The sequence below is a fragment of the Desulfovibrio sp. ZJ200 genome, assembly GCF_011039095.1.
Classification (GTDB): domain Bacteria; phylum Desulfobacterota; class Desulfovibrionia; order Desulfovibrionales; family Desulfovibrionaceae; genus Desulfovibrio.
In genome coordinates this window covers 26,167-50,045 of the sequence record NZ_JAAKEH010000005.1, presented here as the reverse complement: position 1 = coordinate 50,045, position 23,879 = coordinate 26,167, and the positions used below count along the sequence as shown (strand labels likewise).

At 59.8% G+C, this 23,879-nt stretch carries 20 protein-coding genes; 4 read left to right on the top strand and 16 right to left on the bottom strand.

The genetic code is table 11. The annotated features are described in order from the left end of the window. Positions 1–154 precede the first annotated feature (154 nt). Positions 155–349: a hypothetical protein gene (locus tag G7Y52_RS02690; RefSeq protein WP_165065650.1), complete on the top strand. Its 195-nt coding sequence runs from the start codon at positions 155–157 to the stop codon at positions 347–349. A 57-nt stretch (positions 350–406) separates the two neighbouring features. Here G7Y52_RS02690 and G7Y52_RS02685 read toward each other — a convergent pair whose 3' ends face one another. The 3 genes from G7Y52_RS02685 to G7Y52_RS02675 all read right to left on the bottom strand — a co-directional run bounded on the left by G7Y52_RS02685 (position 407) and on the right by G7Y52_RS02675 (position 8,747). Then, a complete protein-coding gene (locus G7Y52_RS02685) occupies positions 407–3,982 on the bottom strand; it encodes a PEP/pyruvate-binding domain-containing protein (RefSeq protein ID WP_165065647.1) in 3,576 nt (1,191 codons plus the stop codon). Between the two features lie 248 nt (positions 3,983–4,230). Continuing rightward, the gene (locus G7Y52_RS02680; protein WP_165065644.1) at positions 4,231–7,932 is read right to left on the bottom strand and encodes a pyruvate carboxylase; all 3,702 of its coding nucleotides are present in this window, start codon (positions 7,930–7,932) and stop codon (positions 4,231–4,233) included. Between the two features lie 5 nt (positions 7,933–7,937). Then, on the bottom strand, positions 7,938–8,747 hold the full coding sequence (locus tag G7Y52_RS02675; RefSeq protein ID WP_165065642.1) for a biotin--[acetyl-CoA-carboxylase] ligase: 810 nt from the start codon (positions 8,745–8,747) through the stop codon (positions 7,938–7,940). On the opposite strand from G7Y52_RS02675, the gene G7Y52_RS02670 reads away from it, so the two are divergent. After that, positions 8,746–9,867 carry an HD domain-containing protein gene (locus G7Y52_RS02670; RefSeq protein ID WP_165065638.1) on the top strand — a complete coding sequence of 374 codons (1,122 nt, stop codon included), beginning with the start codon at positions 8,746–8,748 and terminating at the stop codon, positions 9,865–9,867. The two genes, G7Y52_RS02675 and G7Y52_RS02670, sit on opposite strands and share 2 nt — an antisense overlap. 312 nt (positions 9,868–10,179) lie before the next feature. Here G7Y52_RS02670 and ybeY read toward each other — a convergent pair whose 3' ends face one another. Genes ybeY through G7Y52_RS02655 form a run of 3 tightly spaced genes read right to left on the bottom strand, consistent with a single transcriptional unit; the run spans position 10,180 to position 14,079 of the window. Continuing rightward, positions 10,180–10,677: an rRNA maturation RNase YbeY gene (ybeY, locus tag G7Y52_RS02665; protein ID WP_241159566.1), complete on the bottom strand. Its 498-nt coding sequence runs from the start codon at positions 10,675–10,677 to the stop codon at positions 10,180–10,182. Next, positions 10,674–13,115, bottom strand: a complete 2,442-nt coding sequence (locus tag G7Y52_RS02660) for an HDIG domain-containing metalloprotein (protein WP_165065635.1) — start codon at positions 13,113–13,115, stop codon at positions 10,674–10,676. Before G7Y52_RS02660 ends, ybeY begins: the two co-directional genes overlap by 4 nt. Then, on the bottom strand, positions 13,081–14,079 hold the full coding sequence (locus G7Y52_RS02655; protein WP_165065632.1) for a PhoH family protein: 999 nt from the start codon (positions 14,077–14,079) through the stop codon (positions 13,081–13,083). Before G7Y52_RS02655 ends, G7Y52_RS02660 begins: the two co-directional genes overlap by 35 nt. 158 nt (positions 14,080–14,237) lie before the next feature. Here G7Y52_RS02655 and G7Y52_RS02650 point away from each other — a divergent pair, with 158 nt between their 5' ends. Both G7Y52_RS02650 and G7Y52_RS02645 read left to right on the top strand, forming a co-directional pair. Next, positions 14,238–15,470: a hypothetical protein gene (locus G7Y52_RS02650; RefSeq protein ID WP_165065629.1), complete on the top strand. Its 1,233-nt coding sequence runs from the start codon at positions 14,238–14,240 to the stop codon at positions 15,468–15,470. Positions 15,471–15,675: 205 nt separating this feature from the next. After that, the gene (locus G7Y52_RS02645; protein WP_165065626.1) at positions 15,676–16,107 is read left to right on the top strand and encodes a helix-turn-helix domain-containing protein; all 432 of its coding nucleotides are present in this window, start codon (positions 15,676–15,678) and stop codon (positions 16,105–16,107) included. Between the two features lie 229 nt (positions 16,108–16,336). On the opposite strand, the gene G7Y52_RS02640 is transcribed toward G7Y52_RS02645, so the two are convergent. The 10 genes from G7Y52_RS02640 to G7Y52_RS02595 form a co-directional block, all read right to left on the bottom strand. Continuing rightward, on the bottom strand, positions 16,337–16,600 hold the full coding sequence (locus tag G7Y52_RS02640) for an RNA-binding protein (protein WP_165065623.1): 264 nt from the start codon (positions 16,598–16,600) through the stop codon (positions 16,337–16,339). A 234-nt stretch (positions 16,601–16,834) separates the two neighbouring features. Further along, positions 16,835–17,032, bottom strand: coding sequence for a hypothetical protein (locus G7Y52_RS02635; protein ID WP_165065620.1), 198 nt, complete (start codon positions 17,030–17,032; stop codon positions 16,835–16,837). Positions 17,033–17,109: 77 nt separating this feature from the next. Continuing rightward, complete coding sequence (gene crcB / locus G7Y52_RS02630) at positions 17,110–17,517, bottom strand: fluoride efflux transporter CrcB (RefSeq protein WP_206215174.1); 408 nt, start codon at positions 17,515–17,517, stop codon at positions 17,110–17,112. Between the two features lie 156 nt (positions 17,518–17,673). Next, the gene (gene crcB / locus G7Y52_RS02625; RefSeq protein ID WP_165065617.1) at positions 17,674–18,057 is read right to left on the bottom strand and encodes a fluoride efflux transporter CrcB; all 384 of its coding nucleotides are present in this window, start codon (positions 18,055–18,057) and stop codon (positions 17,674–17,676) included. Positions 18,058–18,135: 78 nt separating this feature from the next. Then, positions 18,136–19,350 carry an ammonium transporter gene (locus tag G7Y52_RS02620; protein ID WP_165065614.1) on the bottom strand — a complete coding sequence of 405 codons (1,215 nt, stop codon included), beginning with the start codon at positions 19,348–19,350 and terminating at the stop codon, positions 18,136–18,138. 53 nt (positions 19,351–19,403) lie between these two features. Then, on the bottom strand, positions 19,404–20,429 hold the full coding sequence (gene yut, locus G7Y52_RS02615; RefSeq protein ID WP_165065611.1) for an urea transporter: 1,026 nt from the start codon (positions 20,427–20,429) through the stop codon (positions 19,404–19,406). 143 nt (positions 20,430–20,572) lie between these two features. Continuing rightward, a complete protein-coding gene (locus tag G7Y52_RS02610) occupies positions 20,573–21,535 on the bottom strand; it encodes an urease accessory protein UreD (RefSeq protein WP_165065607.1) in 963 nt (320 codons plus the stop codon). A gap of 12 nt (positions 21,536–21,547) precedes the next feature. Continuing rightward, positions 21,548–22,180 carry an urease accessory protein UreG gene (gene ureG, locus G7Y52_RS02605; protein WP_165065604.1) on the bottom strand — a complete coding sequence of 211 codons (633 nt, stop codon included), beginning with the start codon at positions 22,178–22,180 and terminating at the stop codon, positions 21,548–21,550. A 154-nt stretch (positions 22,181–22,334) separates the two neighbouring features. Beyond that, entirely contained in the window at positions 22,335–23,120 is a 786-nt protein-coding gene (locus G7Y52_RS02600; protein ID WP_165065601.1) for an urease accessory UreF family protein, read from the bottom strand. After that, positions 23,080–23,790, bottom strand: a complete 711-nt coding sequence (locus tag G7Y52_RS02595; RefSeq protein ID WP_165065598.1) for an urease accessory protein UreE — start codon at positions 23,788–23,790, stop codon at positions 23,080–23,082. Before G7Y52_RS02595 ends, G7Y52_RS02600 begins: the two co-directional genes overlap by 41 nt. Between the last annotated feature and the right edge of the window lie 89 nt (positions 23,791–23,879).

The window sequence follows — 23,879 nt, the reverse complement described above, 5'->3', positions numbered from 1 at the left end:
CAGACGACAAAGCCCGCTTTCTGATGCAGGGCGCGCGCTCCGACAGCACGTTGCGGGCGCAAAAACATGAAAACTGCCCGCTTTACGCTGCCGTCAAGCCGAGATTCTTCACTGTTTTTGCACCTGCCGGATTTGCCGACAGCCTTAGGGCGTTTTGCTAGAGCATTTTCTCTTTGAAAATGCTCTGCTGACGCGAAAGCGGCAGCCGCCGCAACGTGGCGTACATTCAGGCGAAAACCGCGTTTTTCGCCTGAATGCCACCTTTGACTTTCATAAAAAGTCAAAGGTGATCTGCTCCAGGGATCGCACGCTCCCTTTTTTTACCAGCTCATGGCTTTTTCCGGCATAAAAAAACGGCCTGCATTCCATGGAATCCAGGCCGTTTTTCTATGCCTTACTCGGCAATTCAAGCATTCAGTTGGCGGGAACGCTCAAGCGCCTTACTCTGCTCTTCAAAATCCTTGAAGCCGGATTGATGCAGAGCGTCCTGCACGGTATCGTCCCAATTCCAGGTGGCATAAATGACGGGTTTATGAAACGTGGAGCGGAAGCTTTGCAGTTCTGCGCGGTAAAAGTCTTCCTTGGGCGTGTCCAAGTGCTCGCGCAACTGTTCATGCCGCCGCTGCAGCTCGCCTTCATACCACTCCTGAATATCCTGCGGCTCGGTATATTTTTTGAGGATATGCCCGTAACCGGCGGTTTCCATGAGGTCTGCCAAACGTTTGTGATGCTGCCGGCCAAGCCATTTGCCCAGCTCGGAAGTGGGAATATTTTCTTTTTCCACAGCCGCAATGTCAAAAACGGTCTGGTAGTATGTATCGGGCACCACAGACGCCGAAGTGATGCCGGCAATGGCCACCAGGCCCCGTAAAATAAGGCTGTTGGAAACCCCCTGCCCGCAGAAGCCGACCTTTTTGCCGTATTTCTGGCCGGTAAAGATACTTACCAGAATGGCCCAGACAACAGCGGGGTCCTCCTCGTCATAAATGTGGGAAAGCCGGGAGTTATCGCGATCCGTCGCCAAAACCATCTGCGTCATGTCATTGGAACCAATGGAAAAGCCGTCGAATTCGGATAAAAACTGCTTGGCAAGGATTGCATTGGAAGGCAGTTCGGACATCAGAATGATCTTCAGACCGTCCTGCCCGCTCTTGAGTTTGTGCACCTGATCCAAATAGCAGCGCATGGAGCGCGCTTCCTCCAGCGTGCGCACAAAGGGCAGCATCATGCGCAGATTACTGCCGCCATAGACGCCGCGCGCCAGTTTGAAGGCTTCGATTTCCCAATCATGGATATTGCGGGATACGCCCCGGTAACCCAGCATGGGGTTGGCTTCCTGGTGCTCGAACAAGTTGCCGCCCAGAAGATTGCGGTACTCGTTGCTCTTGAAGTCCGTGGTGCGATAGGTGATCGGCTTGCCGTAAAAGGCCATGGCAAAGAGCGCCAGGTTCTGCGCGAGCGTTTGGACGTAATGCTCCTTGCCGGTACGGAAGCCGCGGGACTTGATGATCCCACGGATCTTTTCCGGCAGATTGCGCACGTCGTCCATTTCTTTTTTCAAGCCGGTGCGCAGGCCCACCTCTTCCCTGAGGCGCGAGATATTCTCCAGCAGCTTGACCACAGCAGGCAGATCTTTGATTCGCTGCACATGGGCATCAACGCTGGCTTCAATCTCCGCGGCGCGTTTGGCAGCCTCGGGATCAGTGGAGGAAAGCAGGGCCAGCTCATCATCGTAGCCCATGATGATCCGCACATGATCCGCGAGATTGGGGGAGGTCTTCAAAATCTCAATGCGGCGGGAAGCTATTTCCAGATGCTGATCGATTTTATGATCCAACTCGCGCATCTTGCGGTGTTGCAGAAGCACATCTTCCGCGCTCTGGCCCTTGTCGGCGTCTGCAAGAGCCGACACTTCCGCCGCCAAACCCGTGACCTCGCCCACATAGTCCCGCAGGTTGAAATTAAAGACAATCAGGCCAGCGGCCATCTGCTCGCGCAACACCTTGGAAAGACGATCTTCCAGTTCCTTGAGCTTGGACTGGACAACGCCGTCCAGTTCGCCGTTGTCAAAGGCTTCCAGGGCCTGAGGATGAATGCCGATATTGCCGAGCATGAATTCCGCGCGCAACAGGCCCACTTCAAACTGTTCATAGCTGCGCAGACGGGAAAGAAAGAGCGCCTGGCCCACGTCGGCCAACACCAGGCCGACCTTGGTTTTGGTCTGCGGCAGTTTGGCCACATCCATTTCGCCGCCCACCTGCTTGAGCGGCAAAAGCCCTCTGTAGACGCGGCCCCGCGTGCCGTCCACAGTCACTTCCACCCCGTCCAGGGCGCGCAACACTTCCAGGCGCTGAATGCCGATGACCGCCGCGATGCCCAGTTCCCGGGAGGTAATGGCCGCATGGCTGGTGTCGCCGCCCACGTCGGCCATGATCGCTGAGGCCACGCGCATGCCCGGAACCATGTCCGGATCTGTGCGTTCGGCTGCCAGCACGTCGCCCTTGGCAATTTTGTTGAGCTCAAGGGCCGAGCGCAAAAAACGCACCGTGCCCTGCCCCGCTCCGCGCGAAGCGCCGTTGCCTTCCACCAGGATCTCGGCTTCCGCGGCGGCCTTGGGGTCCACTTCGCGGCGGCGCATGAAAATGGTGCTGGGGTGCAGCTCCAGATCTTCATTCCAACGGGTTTCGGGGCGGGCCTGCACAAACCAGAGCTTGTCGTTGGCGTCAATGCAGAATTCCGTATCCATGATCATCCCGCCGTAGGCCTTGCTCACGGCGCGCACGCCCCTGGCCACGCGCTCTGCCTGGCTCAGCGAGAGAGCCCAGCGCAGGGCTTCCAACTCAGGCACCGGCACTTCACGCGTGCCGCCCTTTTCGTCATAGACGATCTTCATGTCTTTGCAGCCCATCTGGCGGATAACCACCTCGCTGCCGTCATCGCGCTGAAAGACGTACAATTTGTCGGGCGTGACCTTGCCCCCCACCACAGCCTCGCCAAGGCCGTAGCTCGCGTCAATGCTGACCAGATCCTTGCGATCCGTGCCCCGGCAGCCCGTGGCCGTATCCGCTGAAAAAGCCGTGCCGGAAATCATGGGATTGATCATCTGCATCATGCAGACCGAAAGAGAGGTGTGCTCAATGGCCCACTCCTGCTTGGCGGCCTCGGCAATGGATTCATCCCCGGTTTCCTCGGCCCTGGCCAGCGCGTCCAGAATGGCTTCGCGCCGGTAGGTCATGGAACGCAGATTGTAGGCCGAGGCGCAGTCCCAGTGATAGGCTTCCGCAACCCTGTCCGCGCCGACCATGTTCAAATAGGTATCCTGCAGGCCCGCAAAGGCCTTTTTGCGCGAATCCTCGCCGGCGGCCGAGGAACGCACGGCCACAGGCGTCATGTCGTCGCTGTTTTCCTCGCAGATGGCCTTGTACGCGCCGCGCACGGCCGCATCCACTTCCTCGGGCAGATCCACGGACAAAATGGCGGCCTGAACCATGACCGAGCGTTTGCGCAACTGGTCAATGCCCTCTGGCGAGGTGGCAAAGCCCTCAACTATATTATTGATAAAGGTGCGGAGTCTGGTATGCGATTGCTCGCCCTCGGCCTTGGCTGCATCATGACTTTGCCTGCCCAATTGGCGCACGAACTTTTGCAGAAAGTCGGGGTCCTGGTTGATCTCGGGATCATTCCAATCAATACGCGTATACTCTCGATCCACCACGCTGCGCACCACCCGACCGTTGACCCTGGTCTCATCCAGCAGGCGATGAAAGGCCACGGAAGAAATGGCGCGAAAGTGCGGGGCCTGGATGCCCTCAATCTGACTGATCAAAGCGGTATTATAGTTTTTTCCGCCCACAAGCAGCTCTGCCTCGGGGCCAAGCTTCACAATATCCGCGCCGGCAAGCACCAGCTTTTTCTGAATGTTTTCAGAAGAATCGGTTTTGGATTTTGCCTGCGCTGTTTTGGCGGCCGGACTTTTAGCCATGACTTCCTCCGGTTTGGCGGGAAAGAGAAGCATTGCAACTGCGATAGTATATACTGCTGCCGGGAAACTGTCCACAGATTCTCGCGCGTCGCGGCGGAATCCACTACGACGCGCCAGGTAAACCTTTATGTTGCGCCACAGGCTCGCTTTGCCCGAAAGCAAAGCGTTGCTTTGCTCACGGCATCCGGGCCCTGTGCCGGCCCCGTGCCCGGCGGCCGGTTCCGTGAAGCGTTGGACATTGCGCGGGATTACCCCACACGCGAGCCGCAGTAGGGGCAGAACGCCGCATTGTCCATGGGGATGGGTTGTCCGCAGGCTTCGTTGCGGCACACGCGCGGCACCGGGCCCAGTTCCACAATCAATTCCCCTTCGCGCACTGAAACCATCTGCTTGTTTTCTTTAAAGTCAGCCGTCTTGAGCACGCGTTTGACAATGCCGTCCACCGGGGCCAGCACCGCTTTTTCCTGTTTCATAATGGAAACATTGAAAAGTTCTTCTCCGGCCTTTACCACCTCGCCGGGGTGAATGTACATCACCCACAGGTCGCCATTGCTGGGCGCGGCCACATGGTAGGGATTGGCGGGGTCGGCCATCAGCGTGCCTTTGGCGCTTGAGCCTGAAGGCCGGCTGACCTGAACTTCGCAACTCATGATTTCGGAATCCAGCACATAGCGGCATACGGAAACGCCCAATTCATTGGGCCGTGAAATGCTCAGCAAAACCAGATGGTGCGGTTTGCCGCTGCTGTCGTTGAAATAGAGATCCTGCCCCACTTTCAGGCCTTCAAACCAGACATGCAGCGGCAGATTGTTGGGATCTCCGTATTTGGCCTTGAACTGGATAGTTTTCAAGGCGTCGCCCGGATGGTTCAGATAAAGAACAAATTCTTCGGCATTGGGCCGCCGCTTGAGGATCTCGGTGCAGCTTTTTTCCTCAGCGGCCAGATTGATTTCCGCCAGGGTATCCAGGGGCGAATTTTCAGTGCGGTTGGCAATGGCGCTTTTCCAATCCAGGCCGAATGCGCTCTCATAAACCCAATTTGCCGGAAAACCCAGAGGGAGTTTGCCGAACTTGCCCAGCAAGAGATTGCGGAAGGCGTCATTGCAATCCTGATAGATGCCCAGACGCGCTTTGCGCATTTCCGGCGAAAGCTCGGCTTCGGGCGTGCGGGTTACTTCGCCCAGCACTTCAAGAAGATAACGCACCTCCTCTTCGCCGCCTCGCTTCCAGGCCCCGCTCACGGCCAGAAAAGCCGTATTCCAGGTAATCTGCGAACCCGGCGTCACATCATGGTAGCGCACGATTTTGCGCGTCCCTTCCAGGAATTTGAGCATATAGGGCAAAAGATGGATATAGCCCTGCTTCATGGCCCCTTCCTGAGAGGATGACGTGGCTCCGCCGGGCATGCCGTGCAGGGTGACGTCATAGTCTATGCCCTGGAAATACGGCGCGCAGTAGCGATCGTAATAGGGCATAATCTGTTTGCAGACAAAATTGGCGTCACGAATGGCGCTTTTGTTCAAGCGGCAGGTGAGCCCCAGTTCGTCTTCCACATAGGCCATCATGGACAGCACGTCTCCCTGCCCGTAGGAGCGCACAGCCGAGCCCAGGCCCACGTCAAGAATGTGCGCTCCTGCCTTGGCTGCCGCGCCGCAGGCGGGCACAAACAGCCCGTCCGTGTAGTGGCGGTGATAGTGGAGCACCAGTTCGGGCCAGCTCTTGCGCAGCGCGCCGACCAGTTCGGCCATGAAGCGCGGCGGGCAAACCCCGCCCATGTCCTTAAGGCCGAGAATGATATGGCGCGAGGCCTCTCCGGGGTCCACGCCCATGACGTCGCCCACCATGCGCAGGATTGCTTCCGTGACGCTCAGATAATGGGGAACGTCAAAGCCTCTGGACCACGAGAGAGAAATGGCCGGTTGGAAAATGACGTCGCGACGCGACATGACCACTTCGGCAATGGGCCGCATGTTCTCAACATGGTTGAGAAAATCGAAACAGCGCACCACCTGGTAATGATCGCAGATCATCTCGCCGGTTTTGCGCATCAGGTTGCGCGGCTGCGGCGTGTAGCCCAGCACATTGGTGGAGCGGACCAAAAGCTGCTTGAACGTCTTGGGCGCAAAGCTGTTCCACTCTCTGGCTTCGCTGAAGGGATAGGTCATGTTGGCCATCATGGCCACATGAAAATGAGCGCCGCCGCCGTTTTCAATGGAAAAATAGCCCACATTGTCCAGATAGGGGCCGATCAGCCTGTCCTCGGCCAGACGGAAGCGGTTGCCGGAATTGGACTGCGTGAAATCACGCGGCGTGGTGTCGGTAAAATGCACATACCCGGAATCGCGAATGAAATCCAGGGTGGCCAGACGATCGCCCTGCGGGTAGGGAGAAGGCCGCCGGCGCGCGACCGTGCTTATGGCGGGCAAGACAGGCTCAAAAGGCCCGAGACAGGGAGTGGTAGCCGAGCGGTATTCGCCCAGCTGCACATGGGGATTATAGCCCTTGGCCGAAATTTCGGCCACCAGCCGGGCCAGGCGCTCGCCTTCCGGGGCCAGATCCGTGTAGAGCATGAGTTCCGGATGATCGGCAATGAAGTTGGTATTCATCTCGCCTTTCCGGAACACCGGATTTTTGAGCACCTGCCGGAAAAAGGGAATCGTGGTCTTGATGCCGCCGATGATATATTCGCTCAGCGCGCGATCCATGATGCCCAGGGTTTTTTCCCAGTCATGGGCGTAGGCGATAAGCAAGGCCCCGGCCGAATCGTAGTTGGCCGGGAACTCATAGCCGGCGCTGATATTGGAATCCAGGCGCACGCCCGGGCCGCCGGGCGAGACATAGCGCGTGATCAGGCCGGAATTGGGCGCAAAGTTGTCCTGCGGGTTTTCGCAATTGATCCGCACCTGCATGGCGCAATAGGAGGGCCGCAGGCTTTCCTCCCGATAGCGCAATGCAGCGCCGAAGGCCACGGCGATCTGCTCTTCCACCAGGTCGATGCCGTAGCGGGATTCGGTGATGCCGTGCTCCACCTGCAGACGGGTATTGACTTCAATAAGATAGGGCGAACCGTCGGGCGTGACCAGAAATTCCACTGTGGCCAGAGAATGATAACCCACGGCGCGCACCAGCCTGCGCGCATAATCCTTGAGACGGTCGCGCAGTTCGCGGGTCATGCCGCTCCAGGGGGACGGGGTGATTTCGATCAGTTTCTGGTGATTGCGCTGCACAGTGCAGTCGCGCTCGTCAAAGGCAAAGACATTGCCGTACATGTCGGCAATGACCTGGATCTCGATATGGCGCACATCGGCAAGAAGTTTTTCCACAAAAAGACGCGGATTGCCGAAGGAAGCCTGAGCCATGGTGGACGCCTTGAAAAAGGCATCCTCCAAATCGGCCTCGTTATGGACGGCAAAAATGCCCCGACCGCCGCCGCCGCCTTCGGCCTTGAGCATGATCGGCAGGCCGATTTCCGCAATCAGTTTGCGGGCCGTGGGGATATCCACCGCGCCGTCCGAGCCGGGCACCACAGGGATGCCCAGTTTGCGGGCCACGCCTCTGGCCTGCACCTTGTTGCCCAAAAGGTTCATGGCCTCGGCCGTGGCACCGATGAAGGTAATGCCCGCCTCTTTGCAGCGCCGGGGAAAGCGCGTGTCTTCGGAAGCAAAGCCCCAGCCCGGATGAATGCCCACCACGCCGCGTTGCCTGGCCTTGTCGATAATTCTGTCGATATCAAGATAGGCGCGCGGCTCGGAACCCAGCAGCACCAGTTCCTGAGCAGTGGAAGCGGCAGGCGCGGTTTTATCCACGTCAGTGGCGGTCATGGCGGCCACGGCATCAAACCGTTCCCGGATGGAACGGCAAATGCGGCGACCGGGGATGCCCCGGTTGGCCACCAGAATAACCTTGCCCTTCAAAAATTCCTGCACTTCCGCGAATGTCTTGTTGGCCATGCCTTTCAGCCCTTTACGCTTGCTTCGGTAAGCCTGAGGCTCCCGCTTAAAAATTCTTCAAGCTTTCCATTAACGCGCAGACAGAGACCTCCGGTCGTGCTCAGACCCACCAGCCTGCCGTGCGCAGACTGTCGCTCGTCATGCAGTTCCACCTCTCTGCCGCGCCAGAGCAGCAGTTGTTCCGCGTGGGTTTTCCATTGTCCGGGCTGAGAGAGGCCGTTAGTATAGGACGAATGCATGTGCTTTACAAGACGCTCCCAGAGCAATTCGGCGGGAGGAAGCGTCAGGCCCGGCGCCGAGGCTGTCTGGGCCAGACTTGCGGCCTCCAGGGCGCTTTCCTTGCGCAGGGCTGTTGCCGGGGGCGCGTTGTTCACATTGACGCCGATGCCGGCCAGCAAGATGCCCCCCCGCTCTTCCAGCAGAATGCCGGCCACCTTGCGCGGCATGCCGCCCATGACGCGCAGCACCAGATCATTGGGCCATTTGAGTTCCACGGGCCAGCCCTCTTCTCTGAGGGCCAGAGCCAGCAGCAGCCCCATAAGCGGCGAAGCTGCGGTGCCGTCGAACGGGGGCGCCGGAGGCAGGCGAAGCGCCGCGTAAATATTGCCCGGCGGCGAGGCCCAGCGCCGCCTGAGCTGGCCGCGTCCGGCTGTCTGGCTTGCGGCCAGAAGGCTGTCCCAGACAATGAGCCTGCCGCGCAAGGCCAGCAGAAAAGCCGCGTCCAGACTGGATACGACTTCTCCCAGCCGCCATACGAACGGAGGGCGCGCGCTTGCGCTTTCCCCCTGGCGAGAGCTGTGGCATACTGAAGACATGGAACTCTACCTTGTTGGCGGGGCCGTGCGCGATCTGCTGCTGGGGCGCGCGCCCGCTGAGTTGGATTATGCTTTTGACGGCACAACGGTCGATTTTCTGAAGGCGCATCCCGACGCCAGGCAGGTGGGCAAAAGCGTGCAGGTCTGCCTCTGGCGCGGTCGGGAATACATGCCCTTGCGAGGTCAGAATCTGGAGGCCGACCTTCTGGCCCGGGATCTGACCGTCAATGCCCTGGCCCTGGACGACCGCGGCATACTGCATGCCCATCCTCTGGCGCTGGCGGATCTGCGCGCCGGCCTGCTGCGCCCGGCTTCCGGCACGGCTTTTCGCGACGATCCGGCACGGATTTTCCGCCTTGCGCGTTTCGCGGCCCAATGGCCGGACTGGCAGGTCAGCGATCAAGCCTATGCCCAGATGCGTGCCCTGCCGCGCGACAGTCTGTTCCACATTCCCGCGGAGCGCATCGGTCGGGAATTGCGCAAGGCTCTGGCCGCGCCCGCGCCGGCACGTTTTCTGGAAGTGCTCGCCGCGGGCGAGACGCTCGCGCCCTGGTTTGCCGAGCTTGAGGCGGCTCGCCATATCCCTGCCGGGCCCGCGCCCTGGCACAAAAGCTCCGTATTCGGGCACAGCCTGCGCATCATGAACCAGACGGCAGGCAATGAACTGGCGGTCTGGATGGCCCTGTGCCACGATCTGGGCAAAATCGCCACAGACCCGCAACTTTTGCCCCACCACTACGGGCATGAGCAGCAAGGCGTGCCCCTGGCGCTGGCCCTGGCCGAACGGCTGCGCATGCCCGCGCTCTTCGCAAAGGCCGGAGCCCTGGCAGCCGCGGAGCATATGAAAGCGGGCATCTTTTCCCGTTTGCGCCCCGGCACGCGCCGCGACGTGCTCTGGCGCGTGCACCGGACCGGCCTGAGCAAAGCTTTCTGGCAAATGGCCGACGCTGACAGCCAGAGCGCCGTCAGCGCCGAGGCGGCACGGCAATTACAGGCCATCCTGAACGTCAGGCTGCCGGAAGCCGACCGAAACAAAGGCGCACACTCGGCCCGGAAGCTGCGCGAGCTGCAGTGCCGGGCCCTGGCAAATCTGCCTGCTGCCGGGTATGCCGGGGCATAGAGCAATTTCACTTTGAAATTGCTCTGGCGGCCGCGGGAGCGGACGCCCGCGCCGAATGAGCGTCCAGACCGCGTTGCGCCAGCCGTTGGCGAGTCTGCGAGCCTTACGGATGGCGACAGCGGTTTCGTTGAATGTTTTTTGTGCTAACTAATTGCTGTCTCCATCCGTAGCTTCCTTCGTCGCAACGGCTGGAGCCTGGACGCGAAATGATGGCAGCGCCGCTTTTGAAATTGGATAATTTCAAAAGCAAAATGCTCTAGCCGGATTGCCGCGCTGAAAATCTTCCTTTTCCTGCCTGCCGCCTGTGATCCCTCACGACCCGGAAAAACCGGCGTCATGCGCCGCCACAATTTTTTGCGCGGCTGCCAGGCAGGCCCGGCACTGGCGATCCATGTCCAGGCCATGATCCAGCCCGGCCAAATGCCCCATGCCGTGCGCCAGAAGCCGCAGGGTATGCAGCCCCGGCTCCTGACCATAGAGCAGGCACTCGCGCGCCAGGGTATCCGGCGAAAAAAGCAATATGCCCGGCAGATCGCCGCCGCCGGGAAAAGAGAGCACATTGGTCGGACCGGTACAGTCCATAAAGCGGCGATTGGCGACACTCATGACCGCGTCGTCCACCAGGTGCAGGTCCACGCCCGCTGTGACGCAGGCGTTGCCCTCCGGCAGGGCGCGCAACATGGCCTGCAAGGCCAGGGCAATGGCGGCGCGGCTCATGGGCAGCAGCCAGGCCGCGGCAGCGTAATGGCTGAATACCCGCACCCTGCCGCCCGCGGGCGCAGCCTGGACGAGTTTTTCCGCAAAGCTCACTGCCCGCGGCCCCCGGCATTGCAGGCCTGCTCCGTCTCCGGGGGCGCGGCGCTTTGAGCGGGTTCGGTTTCTTTTGCGACCGGAACAGGGGGCGACGGGTTTTTCGCCTCTGGCGCAGAGCTGTGCGGCGTCTGGCCTGCCCCGGAGGCAGCGCGGGGAGCGCCCGGCTTGCCGCCCGCCTGCGCCTTGCCTTCAGCGCCCCTGCCCTCGGGCCTGCCTTTGCCGGACTGGGCCGCATCCTTGATTTTGGCTTCGGGATAGGCAATGCGCTGATGAAAAATGCCGGTCAGAATCCGCTGGAAGTTTTCGCTCAGGAAGTGCAAATCCTTGAAGGTCAGCTCGGATTCGTCCAACTGCCCTTCCGAGAAAATGCCCTTGATGATCGCATCAATATGATTCTTAATCCGCGCGGGCGTCGGATCGGCCAGCGTGCGGCTGGAGGCCTCCACGGAATCGGCCAGCATCAAAATGGCCGCCTCCTTGGTCTGCGGCCGCGGGCCGGGATAGCTGTAATCGGATTCCCGCGGTTTTTCGCCCAGCGTAAGAGCCTTCTGGTAAAAGTAGCGGATCAGGCGCGTGCCGTGATGCTGCCGGATAATATCCGTGATCTCCTGCCCCAGCTTGTAGCGTTCCGCCAGTTCCGTGCCCTTTTTGACATGCGAGAGCAGAATCAGCGAACTCATGGACGGCGCCAGTTTGTCATGCTTGTTGGGGCCGCCGAACTGATTTTCAATGAAGTATTCCGGATACGAAAGCTTGCCCACGTCATGATACAAGGCCGCCACCTTGCAAAGCAGGCTGTTGGCGCCTATGGCCTTGGCCCCGGCTTCCACCATGTTGGCCACTACCAGAGAATGGTGATAGGTGCCGGGGATGGTCACCATCAGCGCCTGCATCAGAGGCTGCTCAAGACTCATCAGCTCCATGAGGCGGAAGCGCGTGCTGTAGCCGAAGGCCAGTTCCAGCACCGGGCTCACCGCAAAGAGCAAAATCAGGGAAAGCAGGCTGTTGACCGCCACGGCGGCGAGCTGCGCGGGCAGTTCCCCGGCTTCCGTCTGCGCCAGAAGCGCCGTGGCGCACCAGAGCAAGGCCTGGCCCACGGCCAGGGGAATGACGCTCCAGACGACATCCTGGCGGCTTTGCGCGCTGGTCACCAGCCATGTGGCCAGCATGCCGGCCAGAAAATGATAAATGAAAAAGGGAAAGTCGGCCCGAAACATGAGCATGCAAAAGAACGAAAGCAAAAGGCCCATGGTGCAATAGCGCCTGGCCGCAAAAACCATGGCCACCAGGCCCACGGCCCCGGCCACGGGAAAACCCACGGCAAAAGCGTTGAGCAGGCTTATGCTGTCCATGCGCAGCCCCAGCAGATCCACGCCCTTGGCTCCCGCGCAGAACAGCAGCAGCACCAGGGAAATGAGCAGCATGTCTTTGCATCGCAACGGCGTGCCCGGCTTGCCGCTGGGCGCCACGAAAAAACCGATGGAAAGCAGCAGGGAACAGAGAAAAGCCCCCCCTGCCGTGGTCCAGCGCATGGGATCGGCCGCGGATTTATATAATGTCTGCAATTTAATCTGCTGCTCGCGGCTCACCCGCTCGCCTTTGCGCACCACCAGCTCGCCTTTTTGGATCTGGTAATACACCGGCTCCACCGTGGCGACAACGGCGGCCCCGCGCTTTTGGGTGGCTTCGCGATTCAGGGTCAGGGAAGCAGGCATGGTGGCTGAGAGCAGAATATTGATCGCTCGCCGCGATTGCGGGTTCAGGCTCGGGGCCTGACGGATCTGCGAGGAAATTTCAGCCAGAAAGGATTGCACATCCGGCAGGGCGTTGATGTCCGGGCGCAAAATTTCCGTATTATTGTCCAGGTTGCGGATGATCGCTCCGGAACGGCCAACCCGGGCCGAGCGGATGTCCCCCACCAGCCCCTCGGCCATGCGCTCCCGGATCTGGGGCAGCAATTTTTTCAGCAAATAGGCCTGAACTTCCCGCAGGGCCAGCTCCGGCAGGACTTCGTCGGCCACGGCGGGCGTCAGCTCCTCGATCAGGCGCTGCAGCGGCCCGTCAGGCCCGGATTTGTGATCCCCGCTGTTAAGGCCGCGCAGGGTTTCCAGAATCCTGCCCTGAAACAGCGTATAGGGCTCCAGGCTCAGATCGTAGACCGGCGGCTGCAGCAAAAGCACCTGCTTGCGGCGGGCCTTGGTGGCCTGCGTGTCTTCCACCAGGATGTCCCGATCCGCAATGACGTCGTTTTCCGCCACCTGGCCGGCCACATAAAAACGCTGCACAGCCTCGAAGTTGGCCCCGGCCAGCAGAGAAAGCAGAAGCAGAGTGCCGATCAGCGCGCCAAGGCCCCAGCCGCAGTGGTGCCGGATTTTCAGCGTCCGTGCAAGCGCCAGGACGCTAGACGGTCGCGCTGTTTTTTTCTGCATGGTCATATGCGCTTACAATGGCTCCTACAAGGGGGTGACGCACGACGTCGGCCTTGCTGAAATGATGCATGGCAATGCCGGGCACGTTCTGCAGGACAGTGAGGGCATGGATCAAACCGGAACGGGGGCGCGCGCGGCCGGGCTGCACCGGCAGGTCAATCTGGGTCGTATCGCCGGTCACGGCCATGCGCGAGCCGAAGCCCATGCGGGTCAGGAACATTTTCATCTGTTCCCGGGTGGTATTCTGCGCTTCGTCCAGAATAATAAAGGCGTCATTGAGCGTGCGACCGCGCATGAAGGCCAGAGGAGCCACTTCAATGGAACCCACTTCCAGCATGGAAGCCACCTTGGCCTGGGGCATCATATCATGCAAGGCGTCGTAAAGCGGCCGCAGATACGGATTGACCTTTTCGGCCAGATCGCCGGGCAGAAAGCCCAGCCGCTCCCCCGCCTCGACCGCGGGCCGGGTAAGCACAATGCGCTTGACCCGGTGTTGCTGCAGCATGGACAGCGCCATTGCCACAGCCAAATAGGTTTTGCCCGTGCCCGCCGGGCCCACGGCAAAGACCAGCTCATTGCGCCGCAGAAGATCCAGATATGTCTTCTGGGCCACATTGCGCGCAGCCACGGTTTTGCGCGGCGTGTTCACAAAAACCGCGTCCCGGTAGATCTGCGCGAGATTCAGCCCCGAGTCGGCCCTGAGCATGGCATAGGCGCGGGCAATATCCTGCTGGCTCAGGACGAGGCCGCCGCGCAGCAATTCATACAACTGCATGAAGGCACTGCACAGAGCCTGCCGCACGTCCTGATCCGGGCTTTCAATAAAGATGCGTGTGCCGCGAGTGCTGATCCGCGCGCCGCTGGCCGCGGCCAACAAATCAAGATGCGCATTGTGAGGGCCGAAAAGCTGGTTGGCAAGGGCCGGGTCGTCAAACTCCACTGTCTCCAGCATGGAAGAATGTACTGTCATGTGTCGTGACTAGCTTATTTAGAGTATTCTGTCCATCTTTTCAAAGCCCGTTGCGCAGCGCGTGCGCGGAAAGCGTCGGGCAGGCCTGGTCTGATCTTTGCATCTTGTCGTGAAAAAGGTCCCTGTGCCCTGCAACGGTAAAATCTGCCGGGGGAAATATGAGCGTATCAGGCATAAGCAATTATAATAATATGATCTTTCAGTGGCAGAACCAGCAGCTGAAAAATACTTCCGCCGGTTCTTCCAAAAGTTCTTCGGCAAGCGGCCTGAGCAGTCTGTTCGGCAAAAATGCCTCCATGACCAGCCAGCTTTCCAGCATGGTGGAGCTGACCAGGTACGCCATGGACGCCATGGGGCTTTCCAGCGACAGCCGGGTGACGTTCAGCCAGATCAGCAAGTACAGGGAACAGCTCAAAAACGAATTCACGCAAGGCGTGAAAGGCGGGCTTGCCCGGACAGGCGTCAAGGCTCCGGGCGCCCTGACCTTCACTCTCAACAAGGATGGCTCGATCACGGCCAACAGCGACAACGCCTCGGATAAAAAAACCATGCAGGCCTGGCTGGACGCCAACCCTTCCCTGGGCAAGGATCTTCGTAAAAATCTTGCAGACGCAGGCATCGACGCCAACGCCAGGATTGAAAAGCGCATCGGCGCATCCGGCAAATTGAGCGTGGTCAATGCGACCAATGACACTATGCAAAAAGTTTTGGACGGCGACGCGGAGCTGAGCGAGGATGTGCGCACGGCCCTGGACAATATGGGCGTGGATCTGAGCGCGGGCATTGCTTTTGCGTTCAATGCCGAGGGCAATCTCGTGGTCAGCGGCGGGCATGAAAAGGCGGAGGCGATCAATCAATGGCTGTCGGAAAATCCCGAGCTGGCCGACGCGGTCAAAGAGCAACTGGAAAAGCGGGATGTGGATGCCTCGGCTGTCAGCCTGAAGCTGGGGGCCGAAGGCACGGTGCGGATTACGGTCAACAGCTCGGATCTCAATGACATCCAGAGCGTGCTGGACAAGGAAAACGAACTGGGCAAAAAAATCCAAACCGGTATGGATAGCCTGGGCATTGACCCGAACACCGATTTTTCTCTGCAAATAAATCCTGACGGCAGCGTGTCAATCATCAGCGACAGCGCGGATCGCGACAAGATCCAGCAATTCTTTGATGAAAATCCCGCGCTGGTCAAAAAATTCCTGCAGATCGATGCCCTGTCCGGCATTGATGATGCCCGCAAGGCCATGCAGATTGCTCCCAACGAGATGCGCAAACGCATCCAGATCGAATCCATGGCCGCGTGGTGGGCCGGCTCCAACGACGCCGGTTCCTATTTCGGCATGTATTCTAACGGCAACCTGTCCATGCTGTCCGGACTGAATCTGAATGTGTAGCGCAAGTTCACTTTGAAAATACTGACGGCTCCGGGTGCATGAGAGACTACGAACTTGTGATGTAACTATATTTACCCCTTTCAAAAAAAAATTTTGCTTACCTGATTTCTTCTTCTCAAGCAAGAAATCGCTTGCCGTGAGGATATGACTTTCAGAGTGACAAACGATAAAAAAAAGTGTTATCCTTGCATTGCAAGGGGGCAATATGGAGCCAACATGTATAAGGTGTGGATCAAGCGCATGTGTCAAAGATGGGTTTCTTCATGGCAAACAACGCTATAAATGTAAGGAATGCTGTTATCAGTTCACAAAAATGACCCCAAGGGGAAGACCGGAACGAGATAAGATATTAGCATTATTGTTTTATCTGTCTGGTATTTCTATGCGAATGACTGGTAAAATTATTGGTGTGAGCACTCAAACAATACTGCGATGGGTTAAAGATGGTTATTATAAGTACGCAAAAGAACATGAAGAATTGTTTCAAAAAGCTCAATTTGAAGAAATTGAAATTGATGAAATGCACCATTTTATTGCTAAAAAACACAAACAATTTGGATATGGCAAGTTACTGACCATACAAGCAGAGCTCTCATCTGGTGGATATGTTGTGATCGCAGTACCCAAACCCTCCTGAAACTCAGTGAAAAAATCAATATTCTGAAAGAAAAACGTGTTTTTACGGATAGATATGTATGCTCTGCCGAAGTGACAAGTTCCCGCTCACTGCGCCAGGGAAAAGCCAATACCTGCCAGATGGAGCAGAATACTTTTTTGCAAAGGCATTGGCTGGCGGGAGATTTTCTTCATACAAAAAGAAGGCCGCGGAAAATTCCGCGGCCTTAAGGTTGTATGCCGGTAACTGCTTACCAGCGCCGGGGAGCCGGGCGCTTTTCGGCTTCGTTCACACGCAGGGTGCGGCCTTCAAAGTCGGTACCGTTAAGAGCGGCAATGGCATTGCGGGCGTCATGGTCTTCCATTTCCACAAAACCGAAACCACGAGGGCGGCCGGTGACGCGATCCATGATCAGATTGACGGAAATGGGCGTGCCGTGTTGGGCAAAAAGGGCTTCAACGCTGGACTGACTGCTGGTAAAGGGCAGATTGCCCACATAAAGAGAAGTGGCCATGATAAGGCTCCAAATGTTGCGGGGAGGTACACTTTCGCTTGAAGCCTTGGCACACGCAAAGTCTCTGGCAAAAAAGAAATACGACACCCAATCAATGAACGAAAATGAAAATACAGGCCGCGAACGGCAAAGTCAAGTCATTTAATTTTTATTTTTTTGTTCTTTTGCCGTTACACTCCGGACAACGCTGCGCGACGAAAAATATTTGAAGATGCCGTACAGGCTGATCATAAATCAGAAATCTTCCACAAGAAATGCAGACATGTTGAATTTGAAGAGCAATGAAATGCCGATCAGCAGCGAAGCAAGAGCGTTAGAAATGAAATAGCGCAACTGCCCGTTTGAAATCCTGCCCAACTGCAACAAAAGATATGTGCCGAGCAGAAGCACCAGCCCGATCTTGCCGGTAACATCATGAAATGCGCAGCGCATGCGTTCCTCTTTGCAAAAGTCGCTCCCCTCTTGGGTAGTGGTTCAGACGCGATCTGACAGCAGGCGTCGAATGTTTGTCAGGCGGCCGCGCCGGTCGCGGCGCGGCGCGGGCACATAAGGCGGTAGCCCAGCCAGACCGCGCCGATGCAGAGCGCCAGACTCAGGAGCGCATAGAGCGCGGCCAGGCCGCCCTGCCCGCCGCGCCAGAGATCAAAGACGTCCAGGGAAAAATGCGAAAATGTGGTGAAGCCTCCCAGAAAGCCGGTCCCCAGCAGATTGTACCCCAGGGCGAAGGGTTTGCCGCTGCGCTTCATGACACCCTGAAGCAGACCCATCAGCAAACCGCCGAGCACGTTGATGCAGAGGGTGCCGACGGGGAAATTGATCATGAAGGCATGCGTGATTGCGGCGTCCATCCTGAAACGGGCGAGCGCGCCCAACGCGCCGCCGATCATCACGGCCGCCGCGTTTATGACATATCCCACAGCCGCCTCCTAGAGCATTTTTTGATTGAAAATATCCATTTTCACTCACTTCGCTGCCATCATTCCGCGTCCAGACGCGGACTGGACGCGCATTCGGCGCGGGCGCCAGCTAACGATGTCGCCAGAGCATTTCGCTAATTTCATTAGCAAAACGCTCTACTGAGCTGCCAGCCAGAAGCCCAGCGCAACAGCGCCCAAGCCCGGCACAGCGTTCAAAAAAATGTTCCACACGCCCTTCCCGGGCTGTCCGTCGCGGAAGGCCGCGAAACTGTCCATGGAAAAGGTGGAAAAGGTGGTCAGCGCGCCCAGCAGGCCCTCGCCGATGAAATCATGCCAGGGTCGCGGGGGAATGAGCGCGTGTTGCGTCAAGCCCGCCAGCAGTCCTATGCAGAACGAACCGAGCACATTGACGATCAGCGTGCCGCAGGGGAAGGCTTTTCCGAACCAGGTTGTGGCCCGGGCGGAAATCCGATAGCGGCCGAAAGCGCCGAGAGCTCCGCCTCCGGCCACCCATAATGCGCTTGCAAGTTCCGTGGTCATCACAGCATCCTTATACATCCAAAGGGAAGGAGCGCCGATGCGCGGCCCTCCTTCCCCGGAGTTTCGATTCTTTCCGGCTTACAGCCGGTAGGCGTCTTCGCCGTACAGCGATTCGTCCAGGCCGCGCTCTTCTTCTTCCCTGCTCACGCGGATGTTGCAGATCCGGCTGAGGAGCCAGAGAATGATCAGGGTCAGAACAAAGGCGTACACGGCCACGATCACCACGCCGCAGATCTGCACCCAGAACTGGCGCGCGCTCGCGCTCACCGCATTGATGTGCGGGCTGGCCAGCAGGCCCAGCAGCAGAGCGCCGGTCAGGCCGCCCATGCCGTGCGCCCGCCAGACTTCCAGGGCGTCGTCAAAGGCGAAGCGATCCTGCACGCGCTTGGCGTAATAGCAGATCAGCGAGCCCACCGCGCCGATGACAATGGCCGCCCAGGGCTCCACATAGCCGGCGCAGGGCGTGATGGTGGCCAGGCCGGCCACCGCGCCCACCAGTACGCCGGAAAAGGAAGGCTTGCGACGGGAAGACCAGTCCAGGATCAGCCAGACGAGCATGGCGATGGAACCGGCAATGGTGGTGTTGACAAAGGCGTAGGAGGCCAGGGCGTCGGCCGCGTAAGCGCCGCCGGCGTTAAAGCCGAACCAGCCGAACCAGAGCAGGCCCGCGCCCACGGCCACCAGGGGCAGATTGCTGGGGATGGTTCTGGCGCCCGGAGCCATGCCCGCGCGCCGGCCCAGATAGAGCACCGAGGCAAGCGCTGAAAAACCGGCGCTGACGTGGATGACGATGCCTCCGGCAAAGTCGGCCACGCCCAGGCGGGCCAGAAAGCCGCCGCCCCAGATCCAATGGCAGACCGGAATATAGATGAAGATCATCCACAGGATCAGAAAGCCGAGGTAGCCCTTGAAATTCAGGCGGCCGGCAAAGGCGCCGGTGATCAGGGCCGGGGCAATGACCGCGAACATCATCTGGTAGGCGAAAAAGAGGATGAAGGGAACCGTGCGGGCGTAGTGCGCCCCCGGCGCGGCTCCCACGCCGTCCAGAGCGAAATGGAACCTGATGTCGCCGATGACGCCGCCCAGATCCGGCCCGAAAGCCAGACTGAAGCCGCCGAAGATCCAGATCAGGGCAACGACCCCCATGGAGATGAAATTCTGCATCATAATGGTCAACACGTTTTTGCTGGGCACAAGGCCGCCGTAAAACAGGGCCAGAGCCGGCGTCATCAGCAGAACCAGCGCGGTGCAGAGCATCACAAAAGCAGTGTCGCCGGTATTGAGAATATACATGGGTAAACTCCTTGCTGGCGCGCCCGGCCTGTGCCCGGCGCGCGCGTTTCTATTCAGACGGCCGGCCTGGCCGGTTCGCTCTGGTGGCTGGCCGGATGCAGATCAATATTGGGCAGAAGGAAAATCCAGGCCGCGATGACAAAGGGGAAGGTGAGCGTGGGAATGCCGTAGACATGCAGAAGCACGTTCAGCGCGCCCTGCGCCACCACCGTGAAAATGACGCCCAGGAAGGCGTACAGGATCACCCGCCAGCCGGGCTTGTAAAAGGTTGTGCTCAGGCCGATGGCGGTCAGCACGGCGCTGAACTGGAACAGGCCGGCCACAATAGCCGTGGAGCCGCCGCCCAGCAGAAGAGCCGTGCCCACGGCCAGAAGGGAGCCGGCAAGGGCGAAGACCGCAGCCCAGATGGAACTCACTGCCAGGCCGATGAGAAAGAGCACGCCGGTAACGACGTTGTCGATCAGAAACACCTGGGACACGCCGGTAAAGGCCGCTTTTACAAGCTGCCGCAGATCCAGGGCAAAGAGATCGCTCAGGGGCGGCTGCACGGCGATGGACGGGCGCGGCAGGCCGTCGATGCGGATGTTGCCGAAATTATAGGCGGCCAGCATCAGAAACCAGGTGGTGATCACAAACGGCCCGGTCATGGCCGAAACCTTCCAGGTGCGCAGCACGCTGGAAATGGCCAGCATCAGTATCGTGGAAAAAACCGCGCCGGCCACGATGTAGGCCCAGAGCAGGGGCGTGGGCGCGAAAAAAGTGGGCAGGGCGCAGCCCACCAGGATGCCGTTGTAGCCGTGCAGGCCCATGTTGATATTGGCTCTGGGCGCTCTGAGCAGACAGGCGGTCAACGTGCCGACCGCAACCCCGACCAGCGCGCCCCAGGCCACGGCGGGCATGTGCGCCCGGTACGCGCCCCAGAAAATGCCGATCAGAAAAAACAGGCCGGTGAGCGCGTTGTTCTGAAACATCACCTGACCTGCGCCGCGCAGGCAGATATCAATAAAATGCAGCGCGGGATTGCGGGCCGCAAATCCGGCCCAGCCCCCTGCGGGAGCGCTTGTTGCGTCTGCCGTCATATATACCTCCAGGACACAGGGATTGTCATAGAGCGTTTTAAAAGCAATATGCTCTCATGCGAGAGCATTTCACGTTTGAAGTGCTCTTGAGGCCCGCGTTGCATCGGCGCGCAGCAACCGGGCGGGCCTTGCCCGCGGCGCGGTCAGCGCCACAAAAATTTTTCGGGCAGATCATGCCCGGTCACCGTGCCGCGGGCGATGCGCCAGAACTGGCGGATAGCCTCGCGCACCGCTTCCGAGCGCAAGCCCAGCACCTTGAAAATCAGGCCGCAGTCCTGGGGCAGCAGGTCGGCCCCGTACGCCAGCTCCGGGCCCACAGCCGCGCCCGCGGCCTCGCGCACGCGCAGGGCCTTGTCCCGCTCCGTGAGCAGAATGACGTTGCCGAAAATCTCAAAGCCGTTCATGACGCCCGTGCGCGTCAGATCCGTGGCGCCGGGCCTGAGGATGAATTTTTCCGCGAACAGCGGCTGCCCGCTTTCCCGGCGCGCGGCCCGCACCGAAGAGGAATAGAGCTCATAGCCGAAGAGCTCGTCCTGATGGTGATGCTTGCGGCCGGGCAACAGCATCTCGGCGTAGAGCAGGCTGCCGCCCCCGGCAATGGAAATGTCCGTGCGGGAAAAAAAACGCGAGGTGCGGTGCGGGATCATGGGTTCGGGCATGTATTCCAGGTAGCCGCCCTTTTCCACCACCAGCTCCTGCCACTGCGCGGCGTAATTGGCGTTCATCATGTGGATCTTGCCGGCGGACTGCGTGGTCACATGGGCCTGGGCGTTTTCGCCCACCGCAATCTCCAGGGCCGTGCGATCGCCCTGAAGAATGCAGCCCGTGGTGCTAATGATGAACACGCAGGGCATCCGGGGCATGGCTTCGTCCCAGTAGAGCGCGCGCTGGGCCAGCAGCGGCACGCGGCGATCCATGAAGGACAGTTCGCTGCGGCCGTTGCCGGCCGTGAACTCCAGACGCAGATAGCCGTTCTTGCCCACCGCGCCGCTGGGCATCTGGGCCGGTTCGTTCTGAAAAGCGCGCAATTCCGGCGCCTGGCGTCCGAGCCGTTCAAGGTTTTCGCGCGCGCGCCGCACGCGCGAGATGTCCGCACATTGGGTCATAGAACCGTTTCCTTATTGTTCCGCTGGCTTGAAATCAAAGAGCGCGTCGCGGATGATCATTTCCGCCAGAGCTTCAATGTTTTTCCCGGTCTTGCAGTTGGTGAAGAGAAAGGGCTTGCCTTCGCGCATCCGGCGCGAATCGCGCTCCATAACCTCCAGGCTGGCGTCCACATAAGGAGCCAGATCCTCTTTGTTGATCACCAGAATATCCGACTGACAGACGCCGGGCCCGCTTTTGCGCGGAATTTTGTCGCCCGCGGCCACGTCGATGACGTAGATGAAAAAATCCGCCAGCGCCGGGCTGAAGGTCAGGGTCAGATTGTCGCCGCCGCTTTCGATGAAAATGAGATCGCTGTCCGGGAAGGCGCGCTCCAGATCCTCCACGGCCGCCAGATTCATGCTCGGATCTTCGCGGATGGCCGTATGCGGGCAGGCGCCGGTCTCCACGCCCACGATCTTTTCCGCTGCCAGCACTCCGGCCAGCTCGCGCTGGACATGTTTGGCGTCCTCGGTAGTCACCACGTCATTGGTGATGATCAGGGGCTTGATCCCCTTGCGGATCAAGACCGGCGTAACTGCCTCAATGATCGCTGTTTTACCGGAACCCACGGGCCCGCCCACGCCTATGCGCGTTATCTTTTTCATGCGGTACTCCTTCCAGAGCATAGTGCTTTTGAAACGCCGGGCGTTGCAACGTGCATTGCTCTTCCCTGTTGCGCGCGCTTCTCTCCCGCGGCGCTTGCCAATGCCGCCCCGGGCGGAAGAAAGGCCGGCGCGCGCCCTGCCTGCGGCCACGCGCTCAGCTCATAAACAGCCTGACCCGCGCCCGCCGGTGGTTGGCGGCCAGAATGTCGATCATGGGCGCGTAGCCGTGCATCTCTTCCAGAGGGCTGTGCAGGGCCGCGTCACAGAGGGCCGCGAAGCGCGGCGTCAGATCATAGAGGATGCGCTGGATGTCGATGTGGGTGACGCGCATCAGACGCAGCGCCGCGTTCAAAACAGTCATGGCCGTGCCGTACAACTGCACGGTCAGGGCCTGGCGGATCAGATCGTCCTCCCGGCGGACGGGCAGATCCAGAGCCGCGAAAAGCACGGCCAGCGAGACGGCGTGCGTGCCGGGCGCGAGGCCGCCTTCAAGTATCCCGCGCCATTGGCGCAATAAAGGCCGTTCCACGACCTGCGCGCCCAGCTCGGCCAGTTTGCGGCCCATGCGCGTGCTCATCTGGCGGTTTTCCTCGCCGAGTTTGCGGGCATAAAGAGCCTGATCAATGCGGATCAATTCGGCCGTGTCCTCCACCAGCGCGGCGCGCAGAGCCCAGACCAGGGCCACGCCGTCCGAACGGGCGGCCACTTCCAGCGCGGTAAGCGCGTAGCGGCGCAGATCCTCGGCATGGCGCACTACGCCCGTCTGCACCGCGGATTCCAGACCCGCGGAAAAAGCAAAGGCTCCCACGGGCAACACGGAATCCGCGAACTGAAGCGCGCGGGCCAGACTGAGGATTCCGGCGGCCGCCGCGTCCTGTTCCGCCTCCGGCGCGGGGGCCTCAGCCGTTCCGGCGCGCGTTTCCGGCATGATCGCACTCATGGCCGCCTTCCTCGTGCTGGTGGTCCGGGTCGCCGCAGTCCTGACAGGCGCGCCGCTCGTGCCGGTGGTCGTGGCAGTGGCCGGATTCTTCGACGCCGTGCTCATGGTCATGCGCATGGCTGTGCCCGCCGTGCATGGGGCGCTCGCTGCCGCCGAACAGACGCCGGGCCTGGGAGGGGTTGAGCTTGTCGAGAACTTCCGCGCCCGGCGCGAAATGATAGCTGATGCCCGGGAAATGATGGGTCTGCATCACTGCGTTCATGACCGGACGGCTCACGGCCAGGGGCACATATACGCGGCCTTTCTGCGCCACGGCCGGCCAGTGCTGGTTGCCCAGAGCATGGCCCAGACGCACGCAGCGCTCCATGAGTTCCACGGCAGGCAGTTCGCGCAGGCCGTCAAGATCAATGACCAGCACTTCGCAGAGATCGATCCTGCAAACCACGGCCCGGCGCTGCGTTTCGTCCCAGAGCAGCACGTCGCCGTCGTGCAGCACGGCGTCGCGATCCAGAGAAACGGCCACCAGCAGGCCGCCGGTCGTTTCCTTGCGCAGGCGGTTTTTCTGCGCGTCCCACTGGCTCAGTTTCAGCGTGTCCACCCGGGCTTTGTCCAGGCGTTCTTTCCATACCGATTCCCGGATGTTGCCGAGAACCTTCTCCACAAGCTGCATGAGGTCTCCCTGGCTCCGCCCAGGGCGGAGGGAAGGCCGGAAGGCGATCTGGGGCCGCCTTCCGGGCTGAAGGTCCCAGAGCAGTTTCA

What these genes read in the sequence shown, in the direction of transcription:
- G7Y52_RS02685 (WP_165065647.1), bottom strand. Translation starts at nt 3,982, where the DNA reads ATGGCTAAAAGTCCGGCCGCCAAAACAGCGCAGGCAAAATCCAAAACC.
- G7Y52_RS02680 (WP_165065644.1), bottom strand. Translation starts at nt 7,932, where the DNA reads ATGGCCAACAAGACATTCGCGGAAGTGCAGGAATTTTTGAAGGGCAAG.
- G7Y52_RS02670 (WP_165065638.1), top strand. Translation starts at nt 8,746, where the DNA reads ATGGAACTCTACCTTGTTGGCGGGGCCGTGCGCGATCTGCTGCTGGGG.
- G7Y52_RS02675 (WP_165065642.1), bottom strand. Translation starts at nt 8,747, where the DNA reads ATGTCTTCAGTATGCCACAGCTCTCGCCAGGGGGAAAGCGCAAGCGCG.
- G7Y52_RS02660 (WP_165065635.1), bottom strand. Translation starts at nt 13,115, where the DNA reads ATGACCATGCAGAAAAAAACAGCGCGACCGTCTAGCGTCCTGGCGCTT.
- G7Y52_RS02655 (WP_165065632.1), bottom strand. Translation starts at nt 14,079, where the DNA reads ATGACAGTACATTCTTCCATGCTGGAGACAGTGGAGTTTGACGACCCG.
- G7Y52_RS02650 (WP_165065629.1), top strand. Translation starts at nt 14,238, where the DNA reads ATGAGCGTATCAGGCATAAGCAATTATAATAATATGATCTTTCAGTGG.
- G7Y52_RS02645 (WP_165065626.1), top strand. Translation starts at nt 15,676, where the DNA reads ATGGAGCCAACATGTATAAGGTGTGGATCAAGCGCATGTGTCAAAGAT.
- G7Y52_RS02640 (WP_165065623.1), bottom strand. Translation starts at nt 16,600, where the DNA reads ATGGCCACTTCTCTTTATGTGGGCAATCTGCCCTTTACCAGCAGTCAG.
- G7Y52_RS02635 (WP_165065620.1), bottom strand. Translation starts at nt 17,032, where the DNA reads ATGCGCTGCGCATTTCATGATGTTACCGGCAAGATCGGGCTGGTGCTT.
- crcB (WP_165065617.1), bottom strand. Translation starts at nt 18,057, where the DNA reads ATGACCACGGAACTTGCAAGCGCATTATGGGTGGCCGGAGGCGGAGCT.
- G7Y52_RS02620 (WP_165065614.1), bottom strand. Translation starts at nt 19,350, where the DNA reads ATGTATATTCTCAATACCGGCGACACTGCTTTTGTGATGCTCTGCACC.
- yut (WP_165065611.1), bottom strand. Translation starts at nt 20,429, where the DNA reads ATGACGGCAGACGCAACAAGCGCTCCCGCAGGGGGCTGGGCCGGATTT.
- G7Y52_RS02610 (WP_165065607.1), bottom strand. Translation starts at nt 21,535, where the DNA reads ATGACCCAATGTGCGGACATCTCGCGCGTGCGGCGCGCGCGCGAAAAC.
- ureG (WP_165065604.1), bottom strand. Translation starts at nt 22,180, where the DNA reads ATGAAAAAGATAACGCGCATAGGCGTGGGCGGGCCCGTGGGTTCCGGT.
- G7Y52_RS02600 (WP_165065601.1), bottom strand. Translation starts at nt 23,120, where the DNA reads ATGAGTGCGATCATGCCGGAAACGCGCGCCGGAACGGCTGAGGCCCCC.
- G7Y52_RS02595 (WP_165065598.1), bottom strand. Translation starts at nt 23,790, where the DNA reads ATGCAGCTTGTGGAGAAGGTTCTCGGCAACATCCGGGAATCGGTATGG.